Origin of the sequence: Brucella grignonensis, from assembly GCF_002252505.1 — a bacterium.
Classification (GTDB): Bacteria; Pseudomonadota; Alphaproteobacteria; order Rhizobiales; family Rhizobiaceae; genus Brucella; species Brucella grignonensis.
This window is the reverse complement of sequence record NZ_NNRL01000163.1, coordinates 260,848-287,115: the sequence shown is the minus strand read 5'-3', so window position 1 is coordinate 287,115 and position 26,268 is coordinate 260,848. Positions and strand designations below refer to the sequence as shown.

The following is a 26,268-nucleotide window of genomic DNA, read 5'->3' as shown; positions in this document are numbered from 1 at the left end:
GGCATTTCAGAGCTGCCCTACAAGTACTACCTGTAAAAAATCGTGATGAGACAGCTTGAAAAGCGAAACATATTCTCCATGCTATCCAACCATTTAGCCGGAATTTAGCCCAATTCTGATCCAAACATTACAAATGGTTCATATGGTTCGGAGCACAGCTGCAGGTTTCTGACCCAACACCCGCCATGTTCCAGCAAGACCGAAACCGACGGTGAGGACCAGTGCAACAGCGACTGTCATCAGAGCAACATCCGGCAGGAACTGTGCTTTGAGCTTCATCACTTCCACCACCACATACCAACCGGCAGCACTTCCTGCGACCAGCGCAAACATGGCTGTTGCAAGCCCGAGCAGCATATATTCGACAATATAGGCGGCAATGAGCGTACCCCGCGTGGCGCCCAGCGTTTTGAGCACAACGGCATCGTGAACACGGGCACGATTGCCCGCAGCCAAGGCCCCACCAAGCACCAGCACCGAAGCCGCAAGCGCTATGGATGCAGCCGCACGAATTGCAGTTGCAAGCTGGCTGATCAAATTGTTGGCGACATCAAGCGCGTCCGTCACGCTGACAGTGGTGACCGCTGGCCAAGTTTTCGTAACCTGTCGCAGAACATCCGGCGCCAAATTCTTCTGCCCATCAGGAATGGTCAGCGTCGCAAGCCATGTGGCAGGTGCACCGGCAAAGGTGTTCGGCGAGAAAACCATGACGAAATTCATCGCCAGCGTTTCCCATTGCAATTGCCGGAAGCTCGCTATCTTAGCATTGATATTGCGACCAAGCACATTGACCGTGACCGTATCGCCAAGCTTCAGGCCCAGTTCTTTGCCTTCACGTTCTGCAAAAGACACCAATGGCTCGCCGCTATAATCCGCTGGCCACCAAGCACCCTCTGTAAGCGTCGAGTTTTCAGGAACCTTGTCTGCAAAGGTGATACCGCGGTCGCCGCGCAACACCCATGCAGCTTCCGGCGGAATGGTCATGTCGCGTATATTGGTGCCGTTAAAGGCCACAATACGCCCACGCAGCATCGGACCGGAGGTGAGTTTACCATCCGGTACGATACCGCTCACAAGCTTGGTGAAATCGCCAATATCCTTGTTCTGGATATCGACAAAAAAGAAATCGGGCGCCTGCGCCGGAATATTTTCTGTAACCTGGCGACGCAGATTGCCGTCAATCAGTGCAATTGCCACCATCAGTGTAAGACCGAGACCGAGCGAAAGAACCACCGAAGGCGTCAACGCGCCGGGACGATGAATATTGCCGACCGCAAGGCGAACAGCCGTTGAACGTACGCGCGGTGCGCGGCGGGCAAGCCAACGAATACCGTCGGCAACCAGCCGCAGAACACCAAAGGCAGCAATCGACGAGACGATGAAGATCGCCGCAATCCGCCTGTCATAAGCGACATAAAGTGCAAGACCCGCCAAAGCCGCAATCAGCAGCACGGCGAGACTGAGATAAAGGAATGGTGGCAGACCACGCTGCTCAAAACCCTGCTCGCGGAAAAGGGCTGTGGCCGGAATATTACGCGCGCGGCCCAGCGGTATGATTGCAAAGGCCAGCGTTGTGATCAGACCGAAGACAGCGGCAAGCGCAAGTGCATCCGGGAAAAACCCGCCGCCACCTGCGACAGGCAAATAATTGGCGAGCGCTGCCGCCGCCGCAAAGGGCATGATTGCCGCCAGAACCAGTCCGACAGCGATGCCGATGAGGCCGATCACCATGATCTGCACCAGATAGACCAGCACGGCAAAACGCGCAGGCGCACCCAATGACTTGAAGGTCGCAATCACGCCGCGCTTGCCGTCGAGATAGGCACGAACGGCATTGGCTACCCCGACACCACCAACGATCAAAGCAGTCAATCCGACCAGCGTAAGAAACTGCGAGAAACGCTCGATATTGGCGCTCAGTGCTGGTGCGGCATTGGCGCGCGAACGAATATTCCAGCCTGCATCCGGAAAATCGACACCTGCCCGCTCACGCAGTTGGGCGATTGCCGCATCCGACGAGCCATCCGGCAACGCGACCTTATAGATATGATCGACCAGACTTCCTGGCTGAATGAGACCGGAAGCACGAAGACCATCCATCGAGACCAGAAAGCGCGGCGCGAAATTAAAGCCCGACGACAGAAGATCAGGTTCGCTTTCAATCAGTGCCCGCAATTCAAATGTTGAAGAGCCAAGCAGCACTTTCGCACCTAGCGACAAGCCCATTCGATTGAGAAAATCCTGACTGACCGCAGCTCCATAGACGCCATCTTGTTCTTTAGTCATATCCGCAAGCGACTGCTGAGGTTGTACTTTCAGCTCACCATAAAGCGGATAGGCGGCATCTACTGCCTTAACTTCCACGAGCGATTGATCGGTGCCATCCGGTATGCGCGCCATGGAACGCATGGTGGCACTTTCAGCAAAGCGGCCTTGCTGCTCGATAAAGGCACGCTCATCTGCGCTTGCCTCTCGTTGATTAAGCGCAAAGCTCAGGTCACCGCCAAGAATGCTCTGACCTTCCGAAGCGATGCCTGTACTGACAGAACGCGCGACGGAATTCACACCGCCAATGGCTGCAACGCCCAGTGCGATACAGGCGAGGAAAATATAAAACCCGGACAAGCCACCGCGCATTTCGCGCAATGCAAAACGCAGCGCCAGAGAAAAGGATTTCGTAAAACTCATACGCCAGCCGCCGCTTTTTCGAGGATGACAGCATCCGCGTGAGACACCTCAATACGTCCCGAACGCACTGGAATCTCATGATCGCAGCGTGCAGCCAGAGAAGGATCATGCGTAACCAGCACCATGGTCAGACCGTTTTCGCGTTGCTTGGAAAACAGCAGATCGGCAATCTGGCGACCTGTGGCTGTATCGAGATTTCCTGTCGGCTCATCCGCAATCAGGATTTTCGGGCTTGGCGCAAGCGCGCGGGCAATTGCCACGCGCTGCTGCTCACCACCTGAAAGCTCTGAAGGATAATGCGTGAGGCGTTCGCCGAGGCCGACAGCGATCAGCTCCCGTTCGGCCACTTCAAAGGCGTCCTTGCGCCCTGCAAGTTCCAGAGGCACGGCAACATTTTCCAGTGCTGTCATATTGGGTATGAGGTGGAAAGACTGGAACACGATCCCGATATTGGCGCCGCGAAAAGCTGCCGCCTGATCCTCGGTCATTTTGCTGATTGTCTCGCCTGCGATCTTCACACTTCCGTTATCGACGTGCTCGAGACCCGCCAGAACCATCAAAAGCGTGGACTTGCCCGAACCCGATGGTCCCACAATGCCGACAGACCGTCCCTGGGCGATTGAAAGTGAAACGCCCTTGAGGACATGGACCGATGAGGCTGCATGTCCAAGCGTCAGATGAACGTTCTCAAGCTCGATAATCGGGGCAAAAATCGGGGGAGTCACCTGTTCCGTCACGCGTTTTTCTTCCTATATGAATATTGAAGAGCCAAAGCGCGCCACAAAATTGAACTTGTTTTGCGCCAGAAATTGAAGAGAAGTCCGAGGAGAAGTTCTTCGGGTGATTTTCCTACCTTGTTGCTAGATATGGGTTGCTGACAATGCGTTTCAAACTCTCGATCCCGGCATGGCTGTCGATTTTTGCGATAGTTGGATCTTTTCTTGCCGCAAGCTTGCCTGCCGCAAATGCGCAGGAGGAGCCGACAGGGCTCGAAGATGCACTGCCAACCGAACAGCTCGCACAGGTAAAAATTGTCGGCTTCGGTGATAGTTTGATGGCGGGATATCTTCTGCCTTCCAATGCCGCCTTTCCCCAGCAGCTTGAAAAAGCGCTCGACGATAAGGGTTATGAAGTCAGTATCGAAAATGCAGGCGTATCCGGCGACACCACCACCGGTGGTCTTGCCCGCATCGACTGGTCAATCCCCGACGGCACTGATCTGGTGATCCTTGAACTTGGTGCCAATGATGCGTTGCGGGGAATTTCACCTGACATTACCGAGAAAAATCTCGATGAAATGCTGTCGCGTCTCAAGACACGCGGCATCTCCGTTATCCTCGCGGGCATGATGGCGCCACCCAACATGGGCAAGGATTACGCCGACAAATTCAATCCGATCTACCCCAGACTCGCCCAGAAATATGGCGTGCCGCTTTATCCGTTTTTCCTCGATGGCGTTGCCACACAGAAAGGACTGTTGCTGCAAGATGGCATGCATCCCAATGAGAAAGGGGTTGAAACCATGGTTGCAAAGTTTTTGCCCATAATCGAGAAAAACCTGAAAGACACACAAAAGACGGGGACATCCGGCGGCTGACACAATCGGGAGGCATAAACAGCTTGCTCAAAACAACGAAGAATGATTCGCTGAGAGTTGCATCGGTGAGGGAAAAAGATTCGTTTTTTTGATGATCGATGTACAGGCACTCTAACTCAGAGCGTCCTCCAGTGGCTTCGGCCACACGACGCTCTGGCGCAGAACGATTCGAGGAGGATGCTTTATGCCGCGTCTCTTTACTGCCCTCGAAATCCCGCGCGACGCCGCGCTTTCGCTCTCGTTATTGCGAGGCGGCCTCCCCGGCGCACGCTGGATTGATGTCGAAAACTACCACATAACTCTGCGTTTTATCGGAGATGTGGAAGGCCATGTGGCCGACGAGGTTGCCAATGCACTTGATCGCGTGCGGCGCCCCGAATTCATGCTCAACCTGTCGGGTGTTGATGCTTTCGGTTCCAAGAAGCCGCACAGCATTTATGCGGGGGTATCCCCCTCGCCTGAACTCAATGCATTGCAAGGCGAGATCGAACGCATTTGCCAACGGCTCGGCATTCCTGCCGATCCGCGCAAATTTACACCCCATGTGACTTTGGCGCGATTGAGAAATCCACGTATTGAAGATGTCGTGCATTATCTCTCATCACGCGGCAATTTTTCGACTCTGCCCTTCAAAGTGGGACGCTTTGTGTTGATGTCTTCACGCGATTCAGTAGGGGGTGGACCTTATATCGTTGAAGAAGCCTGGCCTTTGATGGCGGCCTCCCGCCAAAACTGGTCAGCCAACGCATGGGAAGACGCCAGAACCATCCGGTAAACCTCTTCGAAATCCCCGATCTGGCCATAATAAGGATCGGGGATTTCAACCGGCTTTCCTTCGGCGATCTCGGTGAAAAGTCCGATGTGGGCGCTTGCGTTTGCAGGCTGTCGCTGGCTGATCATCCGCATATTGTAGTGATCCATCCCCATAATGAGATCAAAGCGCGTGAAATCACCGGCGGTCAGCTGACGGCAGCGTTGTGCCGAGATATCGAGGCCATGGCGTGCGGCAACCCAAATCGAACGATCATCGGGTTCCTCACCGGTGTGATAGCCATTTGTGCCTGCCGAATCGATCAGCACATGATCAATTCGGCGCTGTTTCAACACAGCGCCCATCACGCCTTCGGCAAGTGGTGAACGGCAGATATTGCCTGCACAGACGAAAAGAATGCTGGTCGGGGCTGAATGGGTCACGGAACTCTCGCGGCTATGATAAGCTGATATGAAAGACCCAACATAGGCAAAAGACGATGGCACGCAACAGGCTGACAGAAGACGAACTCAAAGAAGCGCTCACTGACCTTGAAGGCTGGCAGAAAGTCGAAGGGCGCGAAGCGATCCAAAAAACTTTCAAGTTCAAGGATTTCAATGCGGCTTTCGGCTTCATGACGCGCGCAGCACTTCACGCCGAAAAGCTCGACCACCACCCGGAATGGTTCAATGTCTATAATCGTGTCGATGTTACACTTTCGACCCACAGCGAAAACGGTATCACGGAACTTGATATCAAGCTTGCGCGCAAGATGAATGCATTGGCTTGAATCTATTCAAACCTTTGAAATATAAACAATAATAACCTTTTTCTGGAAATTGAAGCTGCCATCGCGATTTCTGCATGAGTAAGGCAACACCTTCGCCAGATCGATTTTTTCGTTCCAGTTTTGCCCCAAAGCACCACCATTCACGCTTCTGATAAAAACGTCACCAATGGCAATAGCCGAATGGAATATGTGCCCGGCTCTGACATCATAGAAGCCGATTGCTCGCCCATAGGGCAGAGCTGAATAGCCGTTCCACAGCTCTCCGGCTTTGAAATTCAGCAAAGGAATCCAGTTCTGTCCGGACGTACCGCGCAATGTGTGCTCGGAAATACCCGCGCCCAGCAAGAACCGCATATAGGCGGTAATGTCGTAGCAAATCCCATCCTTCACATCGACATTGACCTGATCGCCAATATCCTGCGCCGTGGCCAGCTGATGACCGCGATAGAACTGACTTGATCGGTCGGTGCGTACAAAGTTTTCGCCATAGCCGGTTAAATGCATCATAAACCTCCACTTAATCAGATCAGGCAGATCAGACAGACCGAGAAGCCGCCCCGATTTGGCTGAGAGCTATATTCTTGTGATTTGGGAGGCTTGGTGTAGCTGATGGTTCTCTCAGGGGAGACCACAGCTCCCAATCTTGAAAAGCAGTCACAATATTCCCATCTGCGATATCGTCATGTCGTAGATAATGTCGTGGACAACGGGCTGACAGGAGTTTGAGCGAAAGATGGATCGCGTCAAGATTGATGAAATCCTCGAACCCGGTGACGAAGGCGACTTCAACAATCGCAGCGAGCGGGTGAAAAAGGGGTTCTGGAAGACGGCACGTCGTGCCGGTCGCATGGTCCCGTTCATGGATGAGGTCGTGGCTGCCTATTATTGTGCGCTCGATCAGAACACACCAACGCGCGTGCGCATGACGCTGATGGCAGCACTTGCCTATTTCGTTCTGCCTTTCGATGTCATCCCCGATATGCTGGTCGGCATCGGGTTTACCGATGACATTGCAGTGCTTATGGCTGCTTTGACTGCTGTTCGCACACATATAACGCCCGCCCATAGAATAGCAGCCCGTGAAGCTCTTCGTGACGAGGAAGAGACAGCTTAAAGCCGCCTCTCCCCTTCACGGCTTTGTTACGGGTCGACATCACGATCATCGTGCATTGATGCAGTATGACAAACTCTTGCCGCTTTCTTTTGGATGAAGTTGGCAACGGGATTGCGGGGACTGAGGTCTGCTCGTTCAAGTTTTCTTTCAAAACTTCACCGTTTGGTAACCCAGATTAAGGCACATTAAGGGTAACCAAACGGGACGGCGTGTTGAACGACGACATCCCGATATTCGACTTTGAAGCAAACGAAAGAGAACCGGTAAAAAACCATGCTTGGAAAATCGATCGTCGCGGCTTCGGTGTTCACGATTGCAATGGCGGGCTCGGCTCTCGCTCAGACACCGACCCAGATTAAGCAGTTCGACGCCTGGGGCGCATATAGCTATCAGTCAGGCAATGGCAAGGTTTGCTATGTCCTGTCCGTTCCGACGCAGAAAGCGCCAGCCAATGTTGATCACGGCGATAACTTCTTCCTCGTGAGCCAGAAGCCCGGACAGAATATCAGCTTTGAACCACAGTTCATGGCTGGCTATGAGCTGAACACCAATGCGAATGCCAAGGTCATTGTCACCATTGGAAATCGCAACTTCACCATGTTCGTCAACGGTAAATCCGGCTGGATGGAAAACGCCGCCGAAGAGCCACAGCTGATTGCAGCAATGCGCGGCGGCTCGGACATGAAGGTGCAGGCACAATCCAAGCGCGGCACCAAGACCAATTATACCTATTCGCTCAAGGGCATTTCGGCAGCACTCGCAGCCATTCAGAAGTGCAAATAAGCCAATCGGTTCAAATTAGACTTATAGGCCGGGGCTTCGCTCCGGCTTTTCTTTTTTGTTCCGAATAGATCATCCTGCATAACAGCCAAGCCATACTGCGGGATGACGGATCGAATATTGTGTGCTATGAGCGCGCGCAAAGGGCTCGCATAATCAAATGAACGAGCCCATATATCCATGCAATCGCTAAAGCATGTCGCGTTCAATCAGATTCGGGCGACACGCTTTAAGCTTTTGTTTTTACGCATGTCTTTATCCCGAAACCGGTTCCCACTTTCGGGAGACATGCTCTAGATTTACCGGCACGCTTTATGCGGCGTCCTCAACAGTTGAAAACAGATGTCCATTTCGTTCGACTTAACCATTGATGATACGCGCGACCAGCTTGCCCGCCATGTGCGCGCAAATATGGAGCAGAAGCCGTCGCTCATAGGCATGTCGCGTGAGGAAATGGCTGATGAGCTGATCAAGATCGGCGTGACGCCGAAGCAGGTCAAGATGCGCATTGCGCAGCTCTGGCACTGGCTTTACGTGCGCGGCGTTTCCGACTTTGCCGATATGCGCAATATTTCCAAGGATCTGCGCGCTCTTCTGGCGCAGCATTTCACCATTGCGCGTCCGGAAGTGGTTGAAGAACAAATCTCGCAGGACGGCACGCGCAAGTGGCTGTTCCGTTTTCCACCACGCGGTGCCGGACGCCCCGTCGAAATCGAATGCGTCTATATTCCTGAGGAAGGTCGCGGCACGCTCTGCATTTCCAGCCAGGTTGGCTGCACGCTTACCTGTTCCTTCTGCCACACCGGCACGCAGAAGCTGGTGCGCAATCTCACCTCAGAAGAAATTCTGGCGCAGTTGATGACTGCCCGTGATCGCCTCGGTGATTTCCCGGAAACCGACACACCGGACGGTGCTATCGTTCCTGCGGAAGGCCGCAAGGTCACCAATATCGTCATGATGGGGATGGGCGAGCCGCTTTATAACTTCGAGGAAGTGAAGAAGGCTCTCCTGATTGCATCCGATGGCGATGGTCTGGCGCTTTCCAAGCGTCGTATCACGCTTTCGACCTCCGGCGTTGTGCCGGAGATTTACCGCACTGGCGAAGAAATCGGCGTCATGCTGGCGATCTCGCTGCATGCTGTGCGCGACGAGCTGCGCGATCTTCTGGTGCCAATCAACAAGAAATACCCACTGGAGCAGCTTATCAAGGCGTGCCGCGAATATCCGGGTCTGTCGAATGCCAAGCGCATCACATTTGAATATGTGATGCTGAAAGATATCAATGACAGTATGGAAGACGCCAAGCTGCTGGTTAAGCTTCTGAAGGGCATTCCGGCCAAGATCAATCTGATCCCGTTCAACCCATGGCCCGGCACCAACTACCAGTGCTCGGACTGGGAACATATCGAACGCTTTGCCGATTATGTGAATGCGGCAGGCTACGCCTCACCGATCCGCACACCACGCGGCCGCGACATTCTAGCCGCCTGCGGTCAGTTGAAGTCGGAATCGGAACGTATGCGCAAGACCGAGCGTCTGGCGCTTGAAGCTATGATGATCGCCGGACACGGTGAATAATTCACGGAGACTAAGCGCGTTTGACCGATACGTTTGATTATATCACGCGTTTTGTTGTTATTGTTTTCGGCTATTGCGTAGCTGTTCTGGCCGCTGGGTTCTTTCTGGCGGCCATTCTATACAGCCAGATCGATGTTCTCGGCTATGCGCTGTCAGACCCGTTCTTTCAGGACGTTTTCACTGAAATCCGCGATGCCTGGGATATGACCGGCTTTTACGCAACGGTTCTCGTTGGCGGCCCCGTGCTTGCCGTTATGGCAGGTGGTTTCAGCTTTTTCCCAGCGCTTGTGCTGATTATCGTCAGCGAAGCCAGAGGCTGGAAATCTTCATTGCCCTATTGCATTGGCGGTCTGGTGATCGGGTTGCTGGCAATGGGAACAGGATCACTTTTCTCGATCCATGATCAGCAATTAGCTGCTGGCATAGCCCTCATGACTGGTGCCTTTGCCTGCTCGGGTATCGTTGGCGGCTTCGTCTACTGGCTGATTGCCGGGCGTAATGCCGGGCGTTTTTTAGCCCGCCCGGCTGAGTAATTTTACTTTGCCTGTGCGGTGATGATCTTCAGCGCAAAAGCTGAGAACACTCCGGCAAAAAGCCAATCCACAATCCGTGTGACCGTTGGGTTCTTCTTGAGAAGGCCCGCAAACCTGTCCGCTGCGACCACCATAGGAATGGTGAAAGGCAGCGACAGCGGTATAAACGACAGCCCAAGGAAGAACAGTTTTCCCATGGCGTGCGGATCATGTGCGGAAACAAACTGCGGCAGGAAGGTCATGTTAAACAGAATGATCTTCGGGTTGAGCAGGTTGATACCAAGTCCCGTCAACCAGTTCTGGAACAGCGTGTGCTTCTTGCCGCCATTCTTTTCCGGCGAGAACGCCGATCCCTTGCGGATCGCCTGTACGGCAAGCCAGACCAGATAGACTGCACCCACCACTTTGAGCGCCGTGAAGGCTGCAGGCGAAGCGAGGATAAGCGCAGAAAGCCCCAACGCCACCATGCTCGTATGCACGACAATGCCCGTGCTTGCGCCTGCCATACAGGCAAAACCAGCCGCCTTCCCTTCAGAAAGCGCACGACCGACAAAAAGCGTCATATCCGGGCCGGGGGTGATGGATAAAATTGCAGTAGCGATCACGAACTGGACGAAGATGGTCCATTCGGGAATGAAGGTCAGGTTTGTCAGAAAAGACATCGAAAGGTACTCCGAGAATTCGCGGCAAGCTACAGCATCGGCCCAAAAATCCAAACAGATTTTTGGAAAGCACGATGCGTAGGTTCAAAATTCAGAGCGTCCTTTGTGCGCTCGAGGAACGCACGGCGCTCTGGCGCGAATTCAATCGCGCCGCCATAGGATTCTTTTAGCCGTCTCAGCGTCCCTTGTTTATGCGTAGGCAACCCATCCGCGATAGGTGAAAGATGCATAGAAAAGGCTCAGATCCTTGAAGCCCGCACCGCGCATCAGCGCCTCATCCTGTCGCTGCGTAAGAATATGCAAACGCTCATTGATCGCGGTACCGGCTTTTACTGCACTTGCCATATCGACACCGGAATCATTCAAAAAGGCAGAATAGCGCGACAGCCACAAAGCTCGCTCATCAGCACTGCCCTGTTCAAAACTGAAATGTGCCATGATAAATGGTGTGCCGGGTTTCATACGGCGGTGGATGTCCAAAAGAGTTTGTTTGCGCGTTTCCTCATCCAGAAAATGCATGGTCAGCAAACAGACTGCTCCATCGAATAGCCCGAGAGCTGCGCTATCGATATAACCTTCATGGAAGTTCACACGCGCTGCATTGGTGCCAAGGTTTTGTCGCGCCAATTGAAGCATTTCTGCGGAAGGGTCGACACCTTCAAAGGTCCAATGCGGGTGATTTTCAGCAAAGAGCTTGAGTTCAAGACCGCCGCCCGCACCCAACACCAGAATGCTTGCAGTATCGGATGCGTGTTCGGCAAGCAGCAAACGCGTCATGCGCTGCATATCCCGAAAGCCCGGCACAGCTTTCGGCGGCCCCTCTGCGTAACGTGCTACGACCTGCGGATCGGTAAATGGATTGTCAGACTTAATCATGTAACTTTTATAGTTACAAATCAAAGTGACAGTCAAGACTGTCCATAATGGCAGATGACGCTTTCTTTTCGCTGACAAAGTGCCATCCGGCTTGCGCGCCGCTTAGCAACTGATAAAAGAACTGCAACATCCTGTTCTACGGCCCTTTGGGCCACAATCGCATCTCAGACGGAAGTGAACTATGAGCAAGCTGAAAGACGTTAAAAAGGTCGTTCTCGCCTATTCGGGCGGTCTCGACACCTCGATCATCCTGAAATGGTTGCAGACTGAGCTTAACGCAGAAGTCGTCACCTTTACCGCCGATCTCGGCCAGGGCGAAGAGCTTGAACCAGCACGCAAGAAGGCGGAAATGCTGGGCATCAAGGAAATCTTCGTTGAGGATGTGCGCGAAGAATTCGTGCGCGATTTCGTCTTCCCGATGTTCCGCGCCAATGCCGTCTATGAAGGTGTCTATCTGCTCGGCACCTCGATTGCCCGCCCGCTGATCTCCAAGCACCTGATCGAAATCGCCAAGAAGACTGGTGCCGACGCCATCGCGCACGGCGCGACCGGCAAGGGCAACGACCAGGTTCGCTTCGAGCTTTCGGCCTATGCGCTGAACCCGGACATCAAAATCATCGCCCCATGGCGCGACTGGTCGTTCAAGAGCCGCACGCATCTGCTCGAATTTGCTGAACAGCACCAGATTCCGGTTGCGAAAGACAAGAAGGGCGAAGCGCCGTTCTCCGTCGACGCCAACCTGCTGCACTCTTCGTCTGAAGGCAAGGTTCTGGAAGATCCAGCGGTCGAAGCCCCTGAATATGTGCATATGCGCACGATTTCGCCAGAAACCGCCCCGGATACACCAACCATCATCAAGATTGGCTTTGAAAAGGGTGATGCGGTTTCGATCAATGGCGAACGTCTGTCGCCAGCAACGCTGCTTGCCAAGCTCAACGACTATGGCCGCGACAACGGCATCGGTCGTCTCGACCTCGTGGAAAACCGCTTCGTCGGCATGAAATCGCGTGGCGTGTACGAAACGCCGGGCGGCACGATCCTGCTGGCTGCACACCGCGCCATCGAATCGATCACGCTCGACCGCGGTGCAGCGCATCTCAAGGATGAGCTGATGCCACGTTATGCAGAGCTGATCTATTACGGCTTCTGGTTCTCGCCGGAACGCGAAATGCTGCAGGCTGCTATCGACCTCAGCCAGCGTCATGTCGAAGGTGAAGTCACGCTCAAGCTCTATAAGGGCAATGTGATCGTAACTGGCCGTGAATCGGACAAGTCGCTCTATTCCGACAAGCTCGTGACGTTTGAAGACGATCAGGGCGCATATGATCAGAAAGACGCAGCAGGCTTCATCAAGCTCAATGCACTGCGCCTGCGCACGCTTGCTGCGCGCGACCGTCGCTAAGCAGTTTTAAATGACAAAACAAAAGCCTCCGGTATTGCCGGAGGCTTTTTTCGTTTTTCTATGTTGATTTGATACCAGCAAGCATCTTTTCCTCACCGGGGCGCAAGGTCAGCACCCGCACGCCATTCGCGGTGACTGCGACCGTATGCTCGAACTGCGCTGACAATTTGCCATCACGCGTCACCACCGTCCAGCCGTCCTTTTCTGTCTTCACCTTGGCCGTTCCCTGATTGAGCATCGGTTCGATGGTGAACACCATGCCTTCGCGCAGACGCACGCCAGTGCCGGGCTTGCCGAAATGTAGAACCTGCGGTTCCTCATGCATCTCGCGACCGATACCATGGCCGCAATATTCCCGCACGATGCTGTAATCATGCCGCTTGGCGTGGCGCTCTATGGCATAGCCAATATCGCCTAAAGTCGCGCCGGGACGCACGGCGGCAATCCCCTTCCACAGCGCCTCATAGGTCACACGAACCAGCCGCGAGGCGAAGGGAGCGACCTCGCCGACCATATAAGTCTTGCTGGAATCGGCGATATAGCCGTCCTTTTCCAGCGTGATATCGAAGTTGATGATCTCGCCGTTTTCAATGATCTCGTCATCCGACGGCATGCCGTGGCAGACGACTTCGTTCTTCGAGCTGTTCAGCACATAGGGATAGTCATATTGCCCCTTGCTGGCTGGCCGCGCCTGCAATTCGCGGGTAATATAATCCTCGACCAGATCGTTAACCTGCATCGTGGTCATGCCCGCCAGCGGCGTACGGTCGAGAAGCGCAAAAACAGAGGCAAGCAGCGCGCCGGATGTCGCCATTTTCTCCACTTCGGCAGGGGTTTTGGTCATGACGACTGCACAGTAAGAACGGGCAGAACCGGCAGCTCGACCTGCGCTGCGCGCAACTGCATCTGCACGATCTCGTTGAACGACAGGTCGGGATGGGCTTGTGCCAGCATGCCGATCTTCATCCAGTATTCAGCCTGCGCATTGATCGAACGGCACATGACGTCACTCGCCTTGCGCAGTTCCTCATGCAGTTCATCGCCGATTTTCACGATACCCATAGCATTGTCCAGACCATATAGTTCATATACGGATCATATATAAACCGTATATACCCATCGATCAAGCTCTCTACTGTTCCTGCTCAAGCAATCAAAGCCACTTGCATTTAGTATGGCGCCATACTATAAGTCACCGTATGGAAATAATCGAGCAAAAGCACCACGCCCTTCTGGGCGAAATGGAACGCCGGCACAGCCCGTCCACCGACGCGCTGAAAACCTGCTTTGAAGTCTTGTCGCTTGCTGCGGCCATTGACCGTGATTGCTCCAACCGGCTGGCTCCGCACAAGCTTTCGGAGGGCAAGTTCGTCCTGCTGTTTCTGCTGCACAATGCGCCCGACGGCCTCTCGCCGCACGAGCTTTCAGAACGCGCAGGTGTCACGCGCGCCACCATCACCGGCCTGCTGGACGGGCTGGAGCGCGATGGTTTCCTCAAGCGTCACGCGGATAGCGAGGACCGCCGCAAACTGACTGTCCGGCTGACATCTGAAGGGGGGCTGCTGGCGCAACAGCTTTTCGAACAACATACCGCATGGATTGCAAGCCTGATGAGCGATCTCTCGTCAGGAGAACAGCAGCTTCTCAGCACCTTGCTGCGCCGCATCTGGAGCCGCACCGATGCCGGTCGCTCTTTCAAGATCAATGAAACCCTAAGGGATATGACATGACCTATTACCTCGCCGAGCTTTATTCCCCGAAATCGAGCTGGCACGCGCTTGATGCTGAAGGCAGGCAGGCATTTTTTGAGAAAGTCGGCGCGGGTATGGGCGGGCTTGCCGCGCTCGGTATCGAGGCCTTGGCATTGGGTTCCATCGACGCGACAAAGTCTTTTGCGCCCAGCCAGAGTTTCTTCGCCATCTGGCGTTTCCCGGATGAAGCAGCTCTCGACATGCTGATTGCCGGAATCACGGCCACCGGCTGGCATGATTATTTCGACACGATTAATGCGGCTGGTGCTGGCACCGACCTTCCCGGCCATCTGGCACAGTTGGCAGGTGTGCCTTTCAGGGAAGCCGCCTAATCCAAAACCGCTATCGCGATGATAGAGCGTATCCCGAAAAGTGTGAAACGCCTACGCAAGGAAATCAGTCCACTGGACTGATTTCTAATCCCGCTTGACTCTTGCCTCGCTCGATTCAATACTAGAACATATAGAGAACAAAAGATGGAATCTAGACGTGAGCGGCATCGACATCGCGGCGCTGCGGCGCATGGTTACGACCATTGAAGGCAACGATCCGCAAGGTAGTTTTGCAAATCAGGGACAAACGGGCTTCGGGCGCGCGCGCAGTTTCACGCTCGGCCTTGCCGGGGCGGATGCTGCCTTTCCGCATGGTCTGGCAGGCGATGCGCTGCATGAGGTTTTTGCCGAAAACCCCGGCGCGCATATGGCCGCGACCGGCTTTGCGCTGGCCTTTACCGCCCGTGCGGCAGAACGTGTAGCAGACCCCCGACGCCCGATTATCTGGATCGAGGAAGAAAGCGCTGCAAGTGAATATGGTGGGCTTTATCCGCCGGGACTTCATGCCTTCGGGATCAATCCGTCGCGACTTCTGATCGTGCGCTGCCCCACGGCACAGGATGTCCTGAAGGCGGCAAACGATGCTCTGGAAGCCGGAAGCGGCGGCAAGGCCTCGCATCTTGTTTCCGGCGTCGTCGCCTCGGTGACAGGCCAGCCAAAATGCCTCGACCTGACCGCGTCGCGTCGTCTGCTTCTGGCAACCGAAACCGCACAGCTGCCCGTCATCCTGCTCCGGAGCCACCGGACAGGCGTGCAGAGCGCTGCCGTCAGCCGCTGGCGGGTGGCGCCCGCGCCGTCCCGTTCAAGCGGAGCGAACGCACCCGGCAAGCCTGTCTTTTCGGCGGTTCTGGAACGCAATCGCCACGGCACATGCGGGCAATGGATCATGGAATGGAACAATGAAACCCTTGAATTTGATGCAAGAGAACGGGATGGCAGAACGTCTGTTTCTCGCCCTCTGGTTTCCGTTTCTGCCGACCGACCGGCTTCGCAGCAGCACTCCGCCTGACGGCAAACCGCATCTGCCTTTGGTTGTGACCGAGCGTACGGCCAATGCGCTGCGCCTGACAGCGGTGGATGCCGGAGCGGCAAAGCTCGGCCTTTTTCCCGGCATGGCGCTGACGGATGCGCGCGCGCGCGTGGAAAGGCTTGAAGTGGCAGCGGCAGCACCGGAACATGATGCGGCATTGCTCAAGCGTCTTGCCCATTGGTGCGAGCGTTACACGCCGCTTGTCGCCTTCGATGAGCCGCATGGGCTGATGCTCGACATAACCGGCTGCGCGCATCTTTTTGGCGGGCTCGACGCCATGCGTGCCGATGCAATCCGGCGTCTGGAACGGGCCGGGCTTGGCGTACAGGCGGCGATTGCCGATAACAGTTTTGCCGCGCGACTTCTGGCGCGGGGAACGAAGGGCGGTGTCTTCAGCAGAGCAGAGGCCGACCGGCTGCTTCCCCGCCTGCCGCTCTCCGCGCTTGAACTGGCGCAAGCTGCCGAAACCGGCCTTAAACGCGCCGGATTGAAACGCATCGGCGATGTGATGGGGCTTCCGCGCGCCGCACTCACCGCCCGCTTCGGCACCGACCTTGCCACCAGGCTCGACCGACTGGCGCGGCAGGAGCGCGCGCCGATTTCCCCCTTGCGCATCATGCCTCTCAGCACCGTCGAGCGCCGCCTGTCAGAGCCAGTTACCGCAATGGAACTGGTCGAACGCATCTTGCAGGAACTGGCGCAGGAGCTTTTTACGCAGCTTGAACCGGAGGGAAAAGGCGCGCTTCTGATTGAGGCCTCTTTCTTCCGTGTCGATGGCGAAGTGCGTCATATCCACATCGAAACCGGCCAGCCCTTGCGCAGCGACAAGGTTTTCCTGCGCCTTGCGCGTGAAAGGCTCAACGCCTTGACCGACCCGCTCGACGCCGGTTTCGGCTTCGACATGATCCGGCTGGCAGCGCTGCGCAGTGCGGCAATCGCCCAGCGCCAGACGGGGCTCGACCAGCATGAGGAAGATGAAGCGGGGTTTAGTCAGCTTGTCGACCGGCTTTCGGCGCGGCTTGGACAGAACCGCGTTCTCGTTTCCTTTTCGCGCAACACGCATATTCCTGAACGGGCCTTCGGCCTGCGCCCTGCCCTGCACTCGGATGGCAAAGGCGAAGCCGATTACGAAAGCACAGCAGCGCTTCCCCCAGCACTTCCCAACGACCCGCCAGCGCGCCCCATAAAACTGTTTCGCCCGCCGCAGTTGATCGAAAGCGTGGCGGAAGTGCCCGACAGTCCGCCTTCGTTTTTCCTGTGGCGGCGGGTGCGCCATCATGTGCGCCTTGCCGAAGGGCCGGAAAGGATCGAACCGGAATGGTGGCTCGCAATCGGTCACACGGTTCCCGAGCTGCGCGATTATTACCGGGTGGAAGACGAGAACGGCCAGCGCTTCTGGATTTTCCGCGAAGGCCTTTATGACGGTGCCAATCATCCGCGCTGGTTTTTACACGGACTGTTTGCGTGATGGCTCATTATTTCGAAATGGCTGCTGCCAGCAATTTCTCCTTCCTTTGCGGCGCTTCGCATCCGCAGGAACTGGTAGCGCGTGCGCATGAGCTTGGTCTGTCCGGTATCGGCATTGCCGACCGCAACACGCTGGCCGGTGTGGTGCGGGCACATGCGGCATGGAAGGATTTTCGCGACAAGAGCGATTTCCGGCTTTTCATCGGCTGTCGCCTGTCCTTCACCGACGGCACGCCGGATATGGTCGTCTATCCGCGTGATCGCGCTGCCTATGGGCAATTGTGCCGCCTGCTGACGGAGGGCAAGGCACGCGCCGCCATCAAGGGTGAATGCCATCTCGAATGGAGCGACCTGCTGTTTCGCGCCCGACAGTTCCAGATCGCGGTCTTTCCGCCTGAAGATGACAGACCGGATTTTGTCGCGCGCCTGACCGAGATTGCGCAAGCTGCCCCCGGCTCGGTCTGGCTGATGCTCGCCATGCCGCATCAGGGCCATGACGGACGCCGGGCCGAACGCATCGCCCGTTTTGCAGCCGAAGCCAACGTGCCGTTGCTCGCCACCAATGACGTGCTCTATCATCATCCCGACCGCCGCGCACTTCAGGATGTGCTGACGGCAACCCGCCACCACACAACTGTTTTCGCAGCCGGGCAGCTTCTTGAAAAGAATGCCGAACGCCATCTGAAACCGCCCAAGGAAATGCTGCGGCTGTTCCGCGACTACGCTGAAGCAGTCGAGGCTACCGCCGATTTCGTCGCGCCCATCACCTTCCAGCTTGACGAGCTGAAATATGATTATCCCGACGAGCCGGTGCCGCCCGGCAAGACGCCGCAACAACATCTGCATGATCTCACCTGGGAAGGTGCCGCCCGTCATTACGGCGCTAACAGCATCCCGCCGAAGGTGCAGGCGCTGATCCACAAGGAACTGGCGCTGATCGAAAAGCTGCAATATGCGGCTTACTTTCTCACGGTTTATGACATTGTGAGCTATGCCCGCGGAGAAGGCATTCTGTGTCAGGGGCGCGGTTCGGCGGCCAATTCCGTCGTCTGCTTCTGCCTTGGCGTCACCGGCGTGGACCCGACACAGGTTGACCTCCTGTTCGAGCGCTTTCTTTCGGTGGAGCGAAAGGAGCCGCCGGATATCGACGTCGATTTCGAGCATGAGCGGCGCGAAGAGGTGATGCAATATGTCTATGACCGCTACACCAGAGATCGCGCGGCCATTGTCGCAACCGTCATCAGCTATCGGTCCCGCAGCGCCATTCGCGATGTCGGCAAGGCGCTGGGCCTGACTGAGGATGTGACGGCAGCACTCGCCAATACGGTCTGGGGCATATCCGGCGGCGGCATCGACAAGCAGCATATCAGGCAGGCGGGTCTCGACCCCGACAACCCCATTATCCGACGCGCGGTGGAACTGGCCATCACGCTGATCGGCTTTCCGCGCCACCTGTCGCAGCATGTCGGCGGTTTCGTTCTGACCCGTGATCGACTGGACGAGACCGTGCCCATCGGCCCGGCAGCGATGGAAGACCGCTCCTTCATCGAATGGGACAAGGACGATATCGACGAGGTGGGGCTGATGAAGGTCGATGTGCTGTCGCTTGGCATGCTCACCTGCATCCGCAAGGCTTTCGACCTCATTCACCAGCACAAGCCACAGCTTTATGGCGGCGAAAAGCTGACGCTGGCCAATCTGCCCCGCGAAGACAAGCGCGTCTACGACATGCTGTGCAAGGGAGATTCGCTCGGCGTGTTTCAGGTGGAAAGCCGCGCTCAGATGAACATGCTGCCGCGCCTGCAACCGCGTGAGTTCTATGATCTCGTCATCGAGGTCGCCATTGTGCGGCCCGGCCCCATTCAGGGCGACATGGTCCATCCCTATCTGCGGCGGCGAAACGGACAGGAACCCTGCACCTTGCCATCGCCATCGCCGGAACATGGACCGCCCGACGAATTGCTACAAATTCTCGGCAAGACCAAGGGCGTGCCACTGTTTCAGGAACAGGCGATGCGTATTGCCATGGAGGCTGCAAAATTCACACCGGATGAGGCCAACCAGTTGCGCCGCGCCATGGCCACTTTCCGCAAGATGGGCACCATTCATACGATGGAAACAAAGATGATCGAAGGCATGGTCAATCGTGGCTACGACCGGACCTTTGCCGAAAACTGCTTCAACCAGATCAAGGGATTCGGCGAATATGGCTTTCCCGAAAGTCATGCGGCAAGCTTTGCGCATCTGGTCTATATTTCCGCGTGGATCAAGTGCCACCATCCGGAAGTGTTCGCCGCCGCACTTCTCAATTCCCAGCCCATGGGTTTTTATGCGCCCGCCCAGATCGTGCGCGATGCCCGCGAACATGGTGTGACGGTGCTGCCCGTCGATGTGAACTTCAGCCAATGGGATAATATTCTGGAGGAAACACCCGATGTTCACCTAGCGCTCCGGCTGGGTTTCCGCCAGATCGACGGGTTTTCCAAACGGGACACCGAACTCCTGATTGCCGACCGACAGGAGCCTTACCGTACCATCGAGGACATGCATCGACGGCTCCGGCTCGACCGGCGCGCCTTCACGCTTTTGGCCGATGCCGATGCCTTCGGCTCACTCGATATCGACCGCCGCGCAGCACTGTGGGCCGTGCGCCGTCTGCCCAATGACGAAACGCTGCCGCTGTTTCGCGCCGCCGCAACCAACGAGCTGGCGGAGGAACCGCGCACAAAGCTTCCTGAAATGGCCGCTTCCGAACATGTGATTGCCGATTACGAGACGACGCGGCTCTCGCTGAAAGGGCATCCGCTGCAATATCTGCGCGAGGGTCTGGCGGCGGAAGGCGTTTCAACCTGTCATGCGGTGCAGCAAGGTGCCGATGGACGCCGCATGAAAGTGGCGGGCGTCGTCACCGTGCGCCAGCGCCCCGGCAGCGCCAAGGGCGTGGTGTTTCTCACCATCGAGGATGAAACCGGCATAGCCAATATTGTCGTCTGGCCGAAGATCATGAAAGCATTTCGCCGCGAAGTGATGGGTGCGCGGCTGATCCATATCGAAGGTCGCCTCCAGCGCAGCCCCGAAGGGGTCGTGCATCTGGTGGCGTCAAGGCTGCAGGACCGTTCGACAGCACTGATCGAAATGAGCGGACGCGAAGCGCAGCGTCTCGTCGCTCCATCCCAGACAGCGCATCATCCGCGAAATGTTAAAATCATGCCGAACTCGCGAGACTTTCATTAGCCTTACGTCCCGACAAAAAACACCGCACAATAATGCAGCGCCGCGCCCACCACGACAAAGCCGTGCCAGATGGCATTCTGAAATCGCAGGCGCTCCCATACATGGAAGATCACACCCAGCGAATAGACCATGCCACCGGCTGCAATCAGCCAGAAAACGGCTGGCGGCAGCGATTGCACCATGGTGTCGTAGACCATGACGCCGCTCCAGCCGAGCGCCAGATAAAGCAGGATCGACAGCCGGTCGAAACGCCCAGGCATGAATAGTTTCAGCATGATGCCGACGAAAGCCACGCTCCAGACGAAGAGAAGCAGCGGCACGGCGCGATCGCCCATATGCACCGCAAAGGGCGTATAAGTTCCAGCGATCAGCAGATAGATCGCCGAATGATCGAAGCGTCGCAGAAACCATTTGGTGGGAGATACAGGCCAGATATTATAAACTGCAGAAATTCCAAGTGCGGCAAGCAAGCTCGCGAGATAGACACCCGATGAGATTGACGTGGTAGTCGACATGTTCGGCAGGAAATAAATAAGCATCGCGATAGCACCTGCAAACGCAAGTGCCACGCCCAGCACATGGACAACACCATCTGCCCAAAGTTCGGCTCTGTCATATTTCCATTTGATTGGATACGGCAGTCTTACATCCATCACGCACACCCACATCTTCATATCAGTACAGCAAACTGGCATCGCTTTGCAGCGTCAAGATGACAGTTGGTTGATATGAAGTTTACTGTGCTGCCGGTGCGTAGGACGCCTGAATGGGAGCGACACCGGGAAGCGGTGCTGCAGCACCTTCCGGCAAAGTCGTCGGTTCTGCCGGGATTGCTGCTGCGTCGCGGGTCGGACCGCTGCGCTTCCAGCTGCCGTCAAGGCCGGTTTCCTGCAACAGTCCCTTGCGCTTGGCATCATAATAATAGCCGCGGGCATAATAGCGAACTGCCTGGCTTTCATCTCCGCCTGCGACCTTATAGGCACCGGACAGATAGCGGACAGCATATTTCAGGTTCGTCTCGGCATCGAGAAGACCCTTGGCGTTGCCCTTGTAACCCATGCCACGCGCCGTCGGATGGCTGATCTGCATCAGACCCCAATAGGGTCCGTTGCGAGCACCCGGATTGAACCGGCTTTCGCGATGCACGACCCGGCGCACAAGGCGCTCCGGCACATCATAGGCAACCGAATATTTGGTGATGAGATCATCAAGACCATCCGGTGCATGGTCCGGTGTCTCAAAAGCCATGTTGGTAGCAAGGGACGCCGGCGAAGCAGCGGCCTGTGCGCCAGCAAAGGCCAGCATCGGCTCGGATTGTCCACGGACACCCGGAATTGGCACAACCGATGGAAGTACTGGATTTTCCAGCGATGCGACGGTTTCCGTGCCAGTAGCGGTAGCGGCATCCGCAACTGCGGTAGCGCCAACAGCAGGATTTGCTGCGTCGCCCGTCACTGTCGTTGCTGCCGTTGTCGTCGAAGTCTCACTTGGTGTGATCAGCGCTGTTTTAACAGGCTTGCCGTCATTGGTCGTGTTGCACGCGCTCAAAGCGACGGCGCAACCAAGGAGAAGAACGCCTTTAAAGACCGGATGGGAAAATGCTCTGGAAGTAAATTGAAAACGCATGTCCGATTGATCCTTAGGAATCGAAATCTTGTTCGATACGTTTTTCGAGTTCAACCAGATCGGCTGGCAGAGGCATGCCCGTTGCTTTGAGCGCGTTAAGCTTTTCACGAACTGTCTCGCGAATCTCATGAACGTCCTGCGGCTGGTTAACCATCTGCTCAAACAGCAGTGCAATTTCCGCCTTGATGTCCTCGAATGCCATAAGACCCTCTTGGCTTGAGCGGGTCCGTTTTGCGGCCCGGTTCAGTCAATATTCTTTCAATCGATAACCGTCATCTACCATGCAAAATACGCAAAGCGAAAGCCCAGAACGTCACGGGCGCGTCAAAATCAATATTTCACTCGGTAACAGAACACTCCGAACCCTCACAGAATTCGCGGTAGCATCGTATCTATCGCATTGAATTCGTGTGCAAAAATCCCAAAATCATCCAAACCGAGATCACCATCGGGATCGAACAGATAAATGCTCATCCACACGAGCGCGCATGTCAGCAAGATCGCCAATATTGTCAAAAGCAGAAGGCGGCGACCGAGAGTGGCCTTCTGGCCAGCTCCCTCGGGTGGGATCTTATTCATATTCAATCGTCATTCGTAGCGTTCAAATCTTCAGGCGGTGTACCATGTTCTGACGGTGCTGCAAGATATCCTTGCTGCACGAGTGATCTACGCAAAATATGGATGATAGCCTCGGTCTGGTTCAGGCCGGGATGCTTTTCGTTGATAAAGCGCTCAAGAGCATCATGTATGTCAACGGGGAGATAAATGCTCATTATTCCTCCTTCGGAAGCTTCTTTATACGCAATCTTTTTCTGGCTTTTTCTGGCCATTTTTGGAGAGGATTTCGTCAGACAACTTTCACCGAAATCGTGCCGACGCCATCCACATTTCCCTGCAGCAGGTCTCCTCGCTTTACAGCTCCCACGCCGGCCGGTGTGCCGGTATAGATAAGATCACCCGGCTGCAGAACAAAGAGAGATGAAAGATATGCGATGGTTTCCGGCACTTTCCAGATCATCTGATTAAGATCACCCGCCTGACGCTGCTCCCCATTGATTTTCAGCGTGATTGCCGCTGATTGCGGATGGCCGATTTCAGACACTGGTACGATGGCCGAGCAAGGTGCTGAATGTTCGAAGGCTTTCGCTACTTCCCAAGGGCGACCGGCCTTTTTAGCCACGGTCTGCAAATCACGTCGCGTCATATCGATACCAACCGCATAGCCATAGATATGATCAAGCGCAGTCTCGACCGGGATATCGCTGCCGCCTGTCTTAAGCGCGACAACCAGCTCGATCTCATGATGCACGTCTTCCGTCTTTGGAGGATAGGGAAAATCGCTACCATTGATGACAAGATTGTCGGGGTTTTTCTGGAAGAAAAATGGCGGGTTACGCGTCGGATCACCACCCATTTCGATAGCGTGATCGGCATAATTCTGTCCGACGCAATAAATGCGATGCACGGGAAAACGCGCTTCTTTTCCCTTAACCGGCACGAACGGTTGCGGAGAGGGCACGAAAACATAATTTGTCATGAAAGGCTGATCCCGTCAGAATATAACTGCTGTTCACATCATGCAGACAGGAATCACCTGCTGCAAGTCTTGGACGTGCAATTTTCCGTCATGGTTTATGCCGTTATGACAACGTAGTTTGCATTTCGTGACGTCGAAACCACAAGCTCGGCATTCGGAATATCGTTGGAAAATGCGCGCTCACGCGCGGCATCTTGTGTGTGTCCATGATCAAGCCAACGCTGGATAAGACGACGCTCCAGCTCCGCAAAAGGCACGTCCAGAAAGATCGTCATATCAAAGAATGATGCAAGACCTGTCCAGGGTTCCTGATCGAGCAGAAGGTAATTGCCTTCAACCAGCAGAATTCGATGCTCGGCACGTACGATTGCAGCACCAGCACGCGCCAGATCCAGCGTGCGATCAAAGGCAGGAATGACAATATCCCCTGTTGCATTTTTCAAACGCTCCAGCAGCGCTGCAAAGCCCGCACAATCAAAGGTCGGCGGCGAGCCTTTGCGGCTGCGCAACCCACACTCGTCAAGGATCGCATTGTCGAGATGAAACCCATCCATAGGCACGACAACGGCAGGCCCAGCACCACCTTTATTGATCGCGTCCCGCAGATATTCCGAGATGGTTGACTTGCCTGCACCGGGAGGTCCAGCAATCGCAACGATCAAACGACCATCCATATTCGAAAGCTGCGAAAGGATCTCTTCAGGCAGGCTTTCTGCTGGGCAAGGCTTCATATGAGGGCACCTGAAATGAAAAATAGAAGTGTTTCTGTAAAACAGCACACAGTTTGTTATTTTCAAACAATAAGTTTGATCTATCTTGTCTTGCAATGACCGCAAAGACTGATCACTTGCTAATTCAAATTATTGAATCGAATGGGAAAATTATGACTGTCAAAACAGTTGCCACCACGCCCTTTCAGGATCAGCAGCCCGGCACCTCCGGTCTGCGCAAGAAAGTCCCGGTTTTCCAGCAGCCCAATTATGCTGAAAACTTTATCCAGTCGGTTTTCGATGTACTGGAAGGATTTGCAGGCAAGACCCTCGTGGTGGGTGGCGATGGGCGCTTTTACAATCGCGAAGTGATCCAGAAAGTGATCAAGATCGCCGCTGCCAATGGCTTTGATCGCATCATGGTCGGTCAGGGTGGCATTCTTTCCACCCCTGCTGCTTCCAATATGATCCGCAAATACAAGGCTTTCGGCGGCCTCATTCTTTCAGCCAGCCACAATCCCGGTGGTCCAACCGAAGATTTCGGCATCAAATACAATATCGGCAATGGTGGCCCCGCTCCTGAAAAGATCACCGAAGCGATCTTCGCGCGCTCAAAGGTGATCGATCAGTACAAAATCATCGAGGCGGCCGATGTTGACCTAAACACGCTCGGAACCGCAAAGATTGGTGAAACCGAAATCGTGGTCTTTGATCCGGTCACAGATTACGCCGAACTGATGGAAAGCCTGTTCGACTTTGATGCCATCCGCGCCATGATCAAGGGCGGGTTTGCACTGAAATTCGACGCCATGCATGCCGTGACCGGCCCTTACGCCAGGGAAATTTTCGAACATCGCCTTGGTGCACCGGAAGGCAGCGTGATGAACTTCGTGCCGCTGCCTGATTTCGGGGGCCATCACCCCGACCCGAACCTCGTCTATGCTAAAGAGCTTTACGATCTGCTGATGTCGGATAATGCACCGGATTTCGGCGCGGCGTCAGACGGTGATGGCGACCGCAATCTCATTATCGGGCGGGGCATTTTCGTGACCCCTTCCGATTCGCTCGCCATGCTTGCCGCTAATGCGCATCTGGCACCGGGCTATAAGGACGGCATCAAGGGCATCGCCCGTTCGATGCCGACCAGCGCCGCAGCGGACCGCGTTGCAGAAAAGCTTGGCATCGGCATCTATGAAACACCGACCGGCTGGAAATTCTTCGGCAACCTGCTCGATCATGGCAAGGTTACAATCTGCGGTGAGGAAAGCTCCGGCACCGGCTCAGATCATGTGCGTGAAAAGGACGGGCTGTGGGCGGTTCTGCTCTGGCTCAACATTCTGGCCGTGCGCAAGGAAAGCGTGAAGGATATCATCGAGGAACATTGGGCGCGCTTTGGCCGCAACTATTACACCCGCCACGATTATGAAGCGGTTGATTCCGACATTGCGAAGAAGCTCGTTGCTGATCTGCGCGGCAAGCTTGAACTTTTGCCGGGCACAAGCGTCAATGGTCTTAAAATTGAAAAGGCTGATGATTTTGCCTATCATGATCCAATCGATCATTCGGTGAGCGAACATCAGGGCATCCGTATCTATTTCGAAGGCGGAGCACGCGTGGTGTTACGTCTTTCAGGCACCGGCACATCAGGCGCGACCATCCGCATCTATATCGAGCGCTATGAAGCAGATACAGCCAAGCACAATCTCGATACGCAGGAAACTCTAGCAACGCTGATTGATGCTGCCGAGCAAATTTCTGAGGTGAAAAAGCGCAGCGGACGAACTGAGCCAAGCGTAATCACATAATTAAA

At 55.3% G+C, this 26,268-nt stretch carries 29 protein-coding genes; 14 read left to right on the top strand and 15 right to left on the bottom strand.

Annotated features, from left to right (window positions below):
• Window positions 1–138: 138 nt before the first annotated feature.
• Window positions 139–2,688, bottom strand: a complete 2,550-nt coding sequence (locus CEV33_RS15195) for an ABC transporter permease (protein ID WP_094541262.1) — start codon at window positions 2,686–2,688, stop codon at window positions 139–141.
• Window positions 2,685–3,413: an ABC transporter ATP-binding protein gene (locus tag CEV33_RS15190; RefSeq protein ID WP_094541738.1), complete on the bottom strand. Its 729-nt coding sequence runs from the start codon at window positions 3,411–3,413 to the stop codon at window positions 2,685–2,687. The genes CEV33_RS15195 and CEV33_RS15190 overlap by 4 nt, the downstream gene beginning before the upstream one ends.
• Before the next feature lie 155 nt (window positions 3,414–3,568).
• Here CEV33_RS15190 and CEV33_RS15185 point away from each other — a divergent pair, with 155 nt between their 5' ends.
• Both CEV33_RS15185 and thpR read left to right on the top strand, forming a co-directional pair.
• The gene (locus CEV33_RS15185) at window positions 3,569–4,285 is read left to right on the top strand and encodes an arylesterase (protein ID WP_094541261.1); all 717 of its coding nucleotides are present in this window, start codon (window positions 3,569–3,571) and stop codon (window positions 4,283–4,285) included.
• Between the two features lie 184 nt (window positions 4,286–4,469).
• The gene (gene thpR, locus CEV33_RS15180; RefSeq protein WP_094541260.1) at window positions 4,470–5,060 is read left to right on the top strand and encodes an RNA 2',3'-cyclic phosphodiesterase; all 591 of its coding nucleotides are present in this window, start codon (window positions 4,470–4,472) and stop codon (window positions 5,058–5,060) included.
• Here thpR and CEV33_RS15175 read toward each other — a convergent pair.
• A complete protein-coding gene (locus tag CEV33_RS15175) occupies window positions 4,970–5,479 on the bottom strand; it encodes a low molecular weight protein-tyrosine-phosphatase (RefSeq protein WP_094541259.1) in 510 nt (169 codons plus the stop codon). The genes thpR and CEV33_RS15175 overlap by 91 nt on opposite strands.
• A 56-nt stretch (window positions 5,480–5,535) precedes the next feature.
• On the opposite strand from CEV33_RS15175, the gene CEV33_RS15170 reads away from it, so the two are divergent.
• Window positions 5,536–5,826: a 4a-hydroxytetrahydrobiopterin dehydratase gene (locus CEV33_RS15170; protein WP_094541258.1), complete on the top strand. Its 291-nt coding sequence runs from the start codon at window positions 5,536–5,538 to the stop codon at window positions 5,824–5,826.
• A gap of 6 nt (window positions 5,827–5,832) precedes the next feature.
• Here CEV33_RS15170 and CEV33_RS15165 read toward each other — a convergent pair whose 3' ends face one another.
• A complete protein-coding gene (locus CEV33_RS15165; protein WP_235818432.1) occupies window positions 5,833–6,333 on the bottom strand; it encodes a hypothetical protein in 501 nt (166 codons plus the stop codon).
• Window positions 6,334–6,559: 226 nt separating this feature from the next.
• On the opposite strand from CEV33_RS15165, the gene CEV33_RS15160 reads away from it, so the two are divergent.
• The 4 genes from CEV33_RS15160 (at window position 6,560) to CEV33_RS15145 (ending at window position 9,831) form a co-directional block, all read left to right on the top strand.
• Window positions 6,560–6,940 carry a YkvA family protein gene (locus CEV33_RS15160; RefSeq protein ID WP_094541256.1) on the top strand — a complete coding sequence of 127 codons (381 nt, stop codon included), beginning with the start codon at window positions 6,560–6,562 and terminating at the stop codon, window positions 6,938–6,940.
• A gap of 273 nt (window positions 6,941–7,213) precedes the next feature.
• The gene (locus CEV33_RS15155; protein WP_094541255.1) at window positions 7,214–7,723 is read left to right on the top strand and encodes an invasion associated locus B family protein; all 510 of its coding nucleotides are present in this window, start codon (window positions 7,214–7,216) and stop codon (window positions 7,721–7,723) included.
• Window positions 7,724–8,062: 339 nt separating this feature from the next.
• Window positions 8,063–9,298, top strand: coding sequence for a 23S rRNA (adenine(2503)-C(2))-methyltransferase RlmN (gene rlmN / locus CEV33_RS15150; RefSeq protein ID WP_094541254.1), 1,236 nt, complete (start codon window positions 8,063–8,065; stop codon window positions 9,296–9,298).
• Window positions 9,299–9,318: 20 nt separating this feature from the next.
• On the top strand, window positions 9,319–9,831 hold the full coding sequence (locus tag CEV33_RS15145) for a hypothetical protein (protein WP_094541253.1): 513 nt from the start codon (window positions 9,319–9,321) through the stop codon (window positions 9,829–9,831).
• 2 nt (window positions 9,832–9,833) lie between these two features.
• Here CEV33_RS15145 and CEV33_RS15140 read toward each other — a convergent pair whose 3' ends face one another.
• Entirely contained in the window at window positions 9,834–10,493 is a 660-nt protein-coding gene (locus CEV33_RS15140; RefSeq protein ID WP_094541252.1) for a LysE family translocator, read from the bottom strand.
• Window positions 10,494–10,682: 189 nt separating this feature from the next.
• Window positions 10,683–11,369: a class I SAM-dependent methyltransferase gene (locus CEV33_RS15135; protein ID WP_094541251.1), complete on the bottom strand. Its 687-nt coding sequence runs from the start codon at window positions 11,367–11,369 to the stop codon at window positions 10,683–10,685.
• A gap of 181 nt (window positions 11,370–11,550) precedes the next feature.
• On the opposite strand from CEV33_RS15135, the gene CEV33_RS15130 reads away from it, so the two are divergent.
• Window positions 11,551–12,771, top strand: coding sequence for an argininosuccinate synthase (locus tag CEV33_RS15130; RefSeq protein WP_094541250.1), 1,221 nt, complete (start codon window positions 11,551–11,553; stop codon window positions 12,769–12,771).
• Window positions 12,772–12,829: 58 nt separating this feature from the next.
• Here CEV33_RS15130 and map read toward each other — a convergent pair whose 3' ends face one another.
• The gene (map, locus tag CEV33_RS15125) at window positions 12,830–13,615 is read right to left on the bottom strand and encodes a type I methionyl aminopeptidase (protein ID WP_094541249.1); all 786 of its coding nucleotides are present in this window, start codon (window positions 13,613–13,615) and stop codon (window positions 12,830–12,832) included.
• Window positions 13,612–13,833: a ParD-like family protein gene (locus tag CEV33_RS15120; protein WP_011982312.1), complete on the bottom strand. Its 222-nt coding sequence runs from the start codon at window positions 13,831–13,833 to the stop codon at window positions 13,612–13,614. The genes map and CEV33_RS15120 overlap by 4 nt, the downstream gene beginning before the upstream one ends.
• A 137-nt stretch (window positions 13,834–13,970) precedes the next feature.
• On the opposite strand from CEV33_RS15120, the gene CEV33_RS15115 reads away from it, so the two are divergent.
• From CEV33_RS15115 to CEV33_RS15095, 5 genes are all read left to right on the top strand, one after another.
• Complete coding sequence (locus CEV33_RS15115; protein WP_094541248.1) at window positions 13,971–14,501, top strand: MarR family winged helix-turn-helix transcriptional regulator; 531 nt, start codon at window positions 13,971–13,973, stop codon at window positions 14,499–14,501.
• Window positions 14,498–14,854, top strand: a complete 357-nt coding sequence (locus CEV33_RS15110) for a DUF6616 family protein (RefSeq protein ID WP_094541247.1) — start codon at window positions 14,498–14,500, stop codon at window positions 14,852–14,854. The genes CEV33_RS15115 and CEV33_RS15110 overlap by 4 nt, the downstream gene beginning before the upstream one ends.
• Window positions 14,855–15,011: 157 nt before the next feature.
• Complete coding sequence (locus CEV33_RS15105; protein ID WP_094541246.1) at window positions 15,012–15,863, top strand: ImuA family protein; 852 nt, start codon at window positions 15,012–15,014, stop codon at window positions 15,861–15,863.
• A complete protein-coding gene (locus CEV33_RS15100) occupies window positions 15,799–17,352 on the top strand; it encodes a Y-family DNA polymerase (RefSeq protein WP_094541737.1) in 1,554 nt (517 codons plus the stop codon). The genes CEV33_RS15105 and CEV33_RS15100 overlap by 65 nt, the downstream gene beginning before the upstream one ends.
• Entirely contained in the window at window positions 17,352–20,585 is a 3,234-nt protein-coding gene (locus CEV33_RS15095; protein WP_094541245.1) for an error-prone DNA polymerase, read from the top strand. Before CEV33_RS15100 ends, CEV33_RS15095 begins: the two co-directional genes overlap by 1 nt.
• 2 nt (window positions 20,586–20,587) lie before the next feature.
• On the opposite strand, the gene trhA is transcribed toward CEV33_RS15095, so the two are convergent.
• The 7 genes from trhA to CEV33_RS15060 form a co-directional block, all read right to left on the bottom strand.
• Window positions 20,588–21,238, bottom strand: a complete 651-nt coding sequence (trhA, locus tag CEV33_RS15090) for a PAQR family membrane homeostasis protein TrhA (protein WP_094541244.1) — start codon at window positions 21,236–21,238, stop codon at window positions 20,588–20,590.
• 82 nt (window positions 21,239–21,320) lie between these two features.
• Window positions 21,321–22,211, bottom strand: coding sequence for a lytic transglycosylase domain-containing protein (locus CEV33_RS15085; protein ID WP_094541243.1), 891 nt, complete (start codon window positions 22,209–22,211; stop codon window positions 21,321–21,323).
• A gap of 13 nt (window positions 22,212–22,224) precedes the next feature.
• Window positions 22,225–22,413, bottom strand: a complete 189-nt coding sequence (locus tag CEV33_RS15080) for a hypothetical protein (protein WP_024898257.1) — start codon at window positions 22,411–22,413, stop codon at window positions 22,225–22,227.
• 164 nt (window positions 22,414–22,577) lie between these two features.
• Window positions 22,578–22,790: a hypothetical protein gene (locus CEV33_RS15075; protein WP_094541242.1), complete on the bottom strand. Its 213-nt coding sequence runs from the start codon at window positions 22,788–22,790 to the stop codon at window positions 22,578–22,580.
• Between the two features lie 2 nt (window positions 22,791–22,792).
• On the bottom strand, window positions 22,793–22,984 hold the full coding sequence (locus CEV33_RS15070) for a hypothetical protein (RefSeq protein WP_094541241.1): 192 nt from the start codon (window positions 22,982–22,984) through the stop codon (window positions 22,793–22,795).
• Between the two features lie 74 nt (window positions 22,985–23,058).
• Complete coding sequence (locus CEV33_RS15065) at window positions 23,059–23,748, bottom strand: fumarylacetoacetate hydrolase family protein (protein WP_094541240.1); 690 nt, start codon at window positions 23,746–23,748, stop codon at window positions 23,059–23,061.
• A gap of 95 nt (window positions 23,749–23,843) precedes the next feature.
• The gene (locus tag CEV33_RS15060; protein ID WP_094541239.1) at window positions 23,844–24,479 is read right to left on the bottom strand and encodes a nucleoside/nucleotide kinase family protein; all 636 of its coding nucleotides are present in this window, start codon (window positions 24,477–24,479) and stop codon (window positions 23,844–23,846) included.
• 152 nt (window positions 24,480–24,631) lie between these two features.
• Between CEV33_RS15060 and CEV33_RS15055 the strand changes: the two genes are divergently transcribed.
• A complete protein-coding gene (locus CEV33_RS15055) occupies window positions 24,632–26,263 on the top strand; it encodes an alpha-D-glucose phosphate-specific phosphoglucomutase (RefSeq protein ID WP_094541238.1) in 1,632 nt (543 codons plus the stop codon).
• Window positions 26,264–26,268 lie beyond the last annotated feature (5 nt).

Bases quoted from the DNA above. Each gene is read 5' to 3' on its own strand.
- CEV33_RS15195 (WP_094541262.1), bottom strand. From the start codon at position 2,688: ATGAGTTTTACGAAATCCTTTTCTCTGGCGCTGCGTTTTGCATTGCGC.
- CEV33_RS15185 (WP_094541261.1), top strand. From the start codon at position 3,569: ATGCGTTTCAAACTCTCGATCCCGGCATGGCTGTCGATTTTTGCGATA.
- thpR (WP_094541260.1), top strand. From the start codon at position 4,470: ATGCCGCGTCTCTTTACTGCCCTCGAAATCCCGCGCGACGCCGCGCTT.
- CEV33_RS15170 (WP_094541258.1), top strand. From the start codon at position 5,536: ATGGCACGCAACAGGCTGACAGAAGACGAACTCAAAGAAGCGCTCACT.
- CEV33_RS15165 (WP_235818432.1), bottom strand. From the start codon at position 6,333: ATGATGCATTTAACCGGCTATGGCGAAAACTTTGTACGCACCGACCGA.
- CEV33_RS15160 (WP_094541256.1), top strand. From the start codon at position 6,560: ATGGATCGCGTCAAGATTGATGAAATCCTCGAACCCGGTGACGAAGGC.
- CEV33_RS15155 (WP_094541255.1), top strand. From the start codon at position 7,214: ATGCTTGGAAAATCGATCGTCGCGGCTTCGGTGTTCACGATTGCAATG.
- rlmN (WP_094541254.1), top strand. From the start codon at position 8,063: ATGTCCATTTCGTTCGACTTAACCATTGATGATACGCGCGACCAGCTT.
- CEV33_RS15140 (WP_094541252.1), bottom strand. From the start codon at position 10,493: ATGTCTTTTCTGACAAACCTGACCTTCATTCCCGAATGGACCATCTTC.
- CEV33_RS15135 (WP_094541251.1), bottom strand. From the start codon at position 11,369: ATGATTAAGTCTGACAATCCATTTACCGATCCGCAGGTCGTAGCACGT.
- CEV33_RS15130 (WP_094541250.1), top strand. From the start codon at position 11,551: ATGAGCAAGCTGAAAGACGTTAAAAAGGTCGTTCTCGCCTATTCGGGC.
- map (WP_094541249.1), bottom strand. From the start codon at position 13,615: ATGACCAAAACCCCTGCCGAAGTGGAGAAAATGGCGACATCCGGCGCG.
- CEV33_RS15120 (WP_011982312.1), bottom strand. From the start codon at position 13,833: ATGGGTATCGTGAAAATCGGCGATGAACTGCATGAGGAACTGCGCAAG.
- CEV33_RS15115 (WP_094541248.1), top strand. From the start codon at position 13,971: ATGGAAATAATCGAGCAAAAGCACCACGCCCTTCTGGGCGAAATGGAA.
- CEV33_RS15110 (WP_094541247.1), top strand. From the start codon at position 14,498: ATGACCTATTACCTCGCCGAGCTTTATTCCCCGAAATCGAGCTGGCAC.
- CEV33_RS15095 (WP_094541245.1), top strand. From the start codon at position 17,352: ATGGCTCATTATTTCGAAATGGCTGCTGCCAGCAATTTCTCCTTCCTT.
- trhA (WP_094541244.1), bottom strand. From the start codon at position 21,238: ATGGATGTAAGACTGCCGTATCCAATCAAATGGAAATATGACAGAGCC.
- CEV33_RS15085 (WP_094541243.1), bottom strand. From the start codon at position 22,211: ATGCGTTTTCAATTTACTTCCAGAGCATTTTCCCATCCGGTCTTTAAA.
- CEV33_RS15080 (WP_024898257.1), bottom strand. From the start codon at position 22,413: ATGGCATTCGAGGACATCAAGGCGGAAATTGCACTGCTGTTTGAGCAG.
- CEV33_RS15075 (WP_094541242.1), bottom strand. From the start codon at position 22,790: ATGAATAAGATCCCACCCGAGGGAGCTGGCCAGAAGGCCACTCTCGGT.
- CEV33_RS15070 (WP_094541241.1), bottom strand. From the start codon at position 22,984: ATGAGCATTTATCTCCCCGTTGACATACATGATGCTCTTGAGCGCTTT.
- CEV33_RS15065 (WP_094541240.1), bottom strand. From the start codon at position 23,748: ATGACAAATTATGTTTTCGTGCCCTCTCCGCAACCGTTCGTGCCGGTT.
- CEV33_RS15060 (WP_094541239.1), bottom strand. From the start codon at position 24,479: ATGAAGCCTTGCCCAGCAGAAAGCCTGCCTGAAGAGATCCTTTCGCAG.
- CEV33_RS15055 (WP_094541238.1), top strand. From the start codon at position 24,632: ATGACTGTCAAAACAGTTGCCACCACGCCCTTTCAGGATCAGCAGCCC.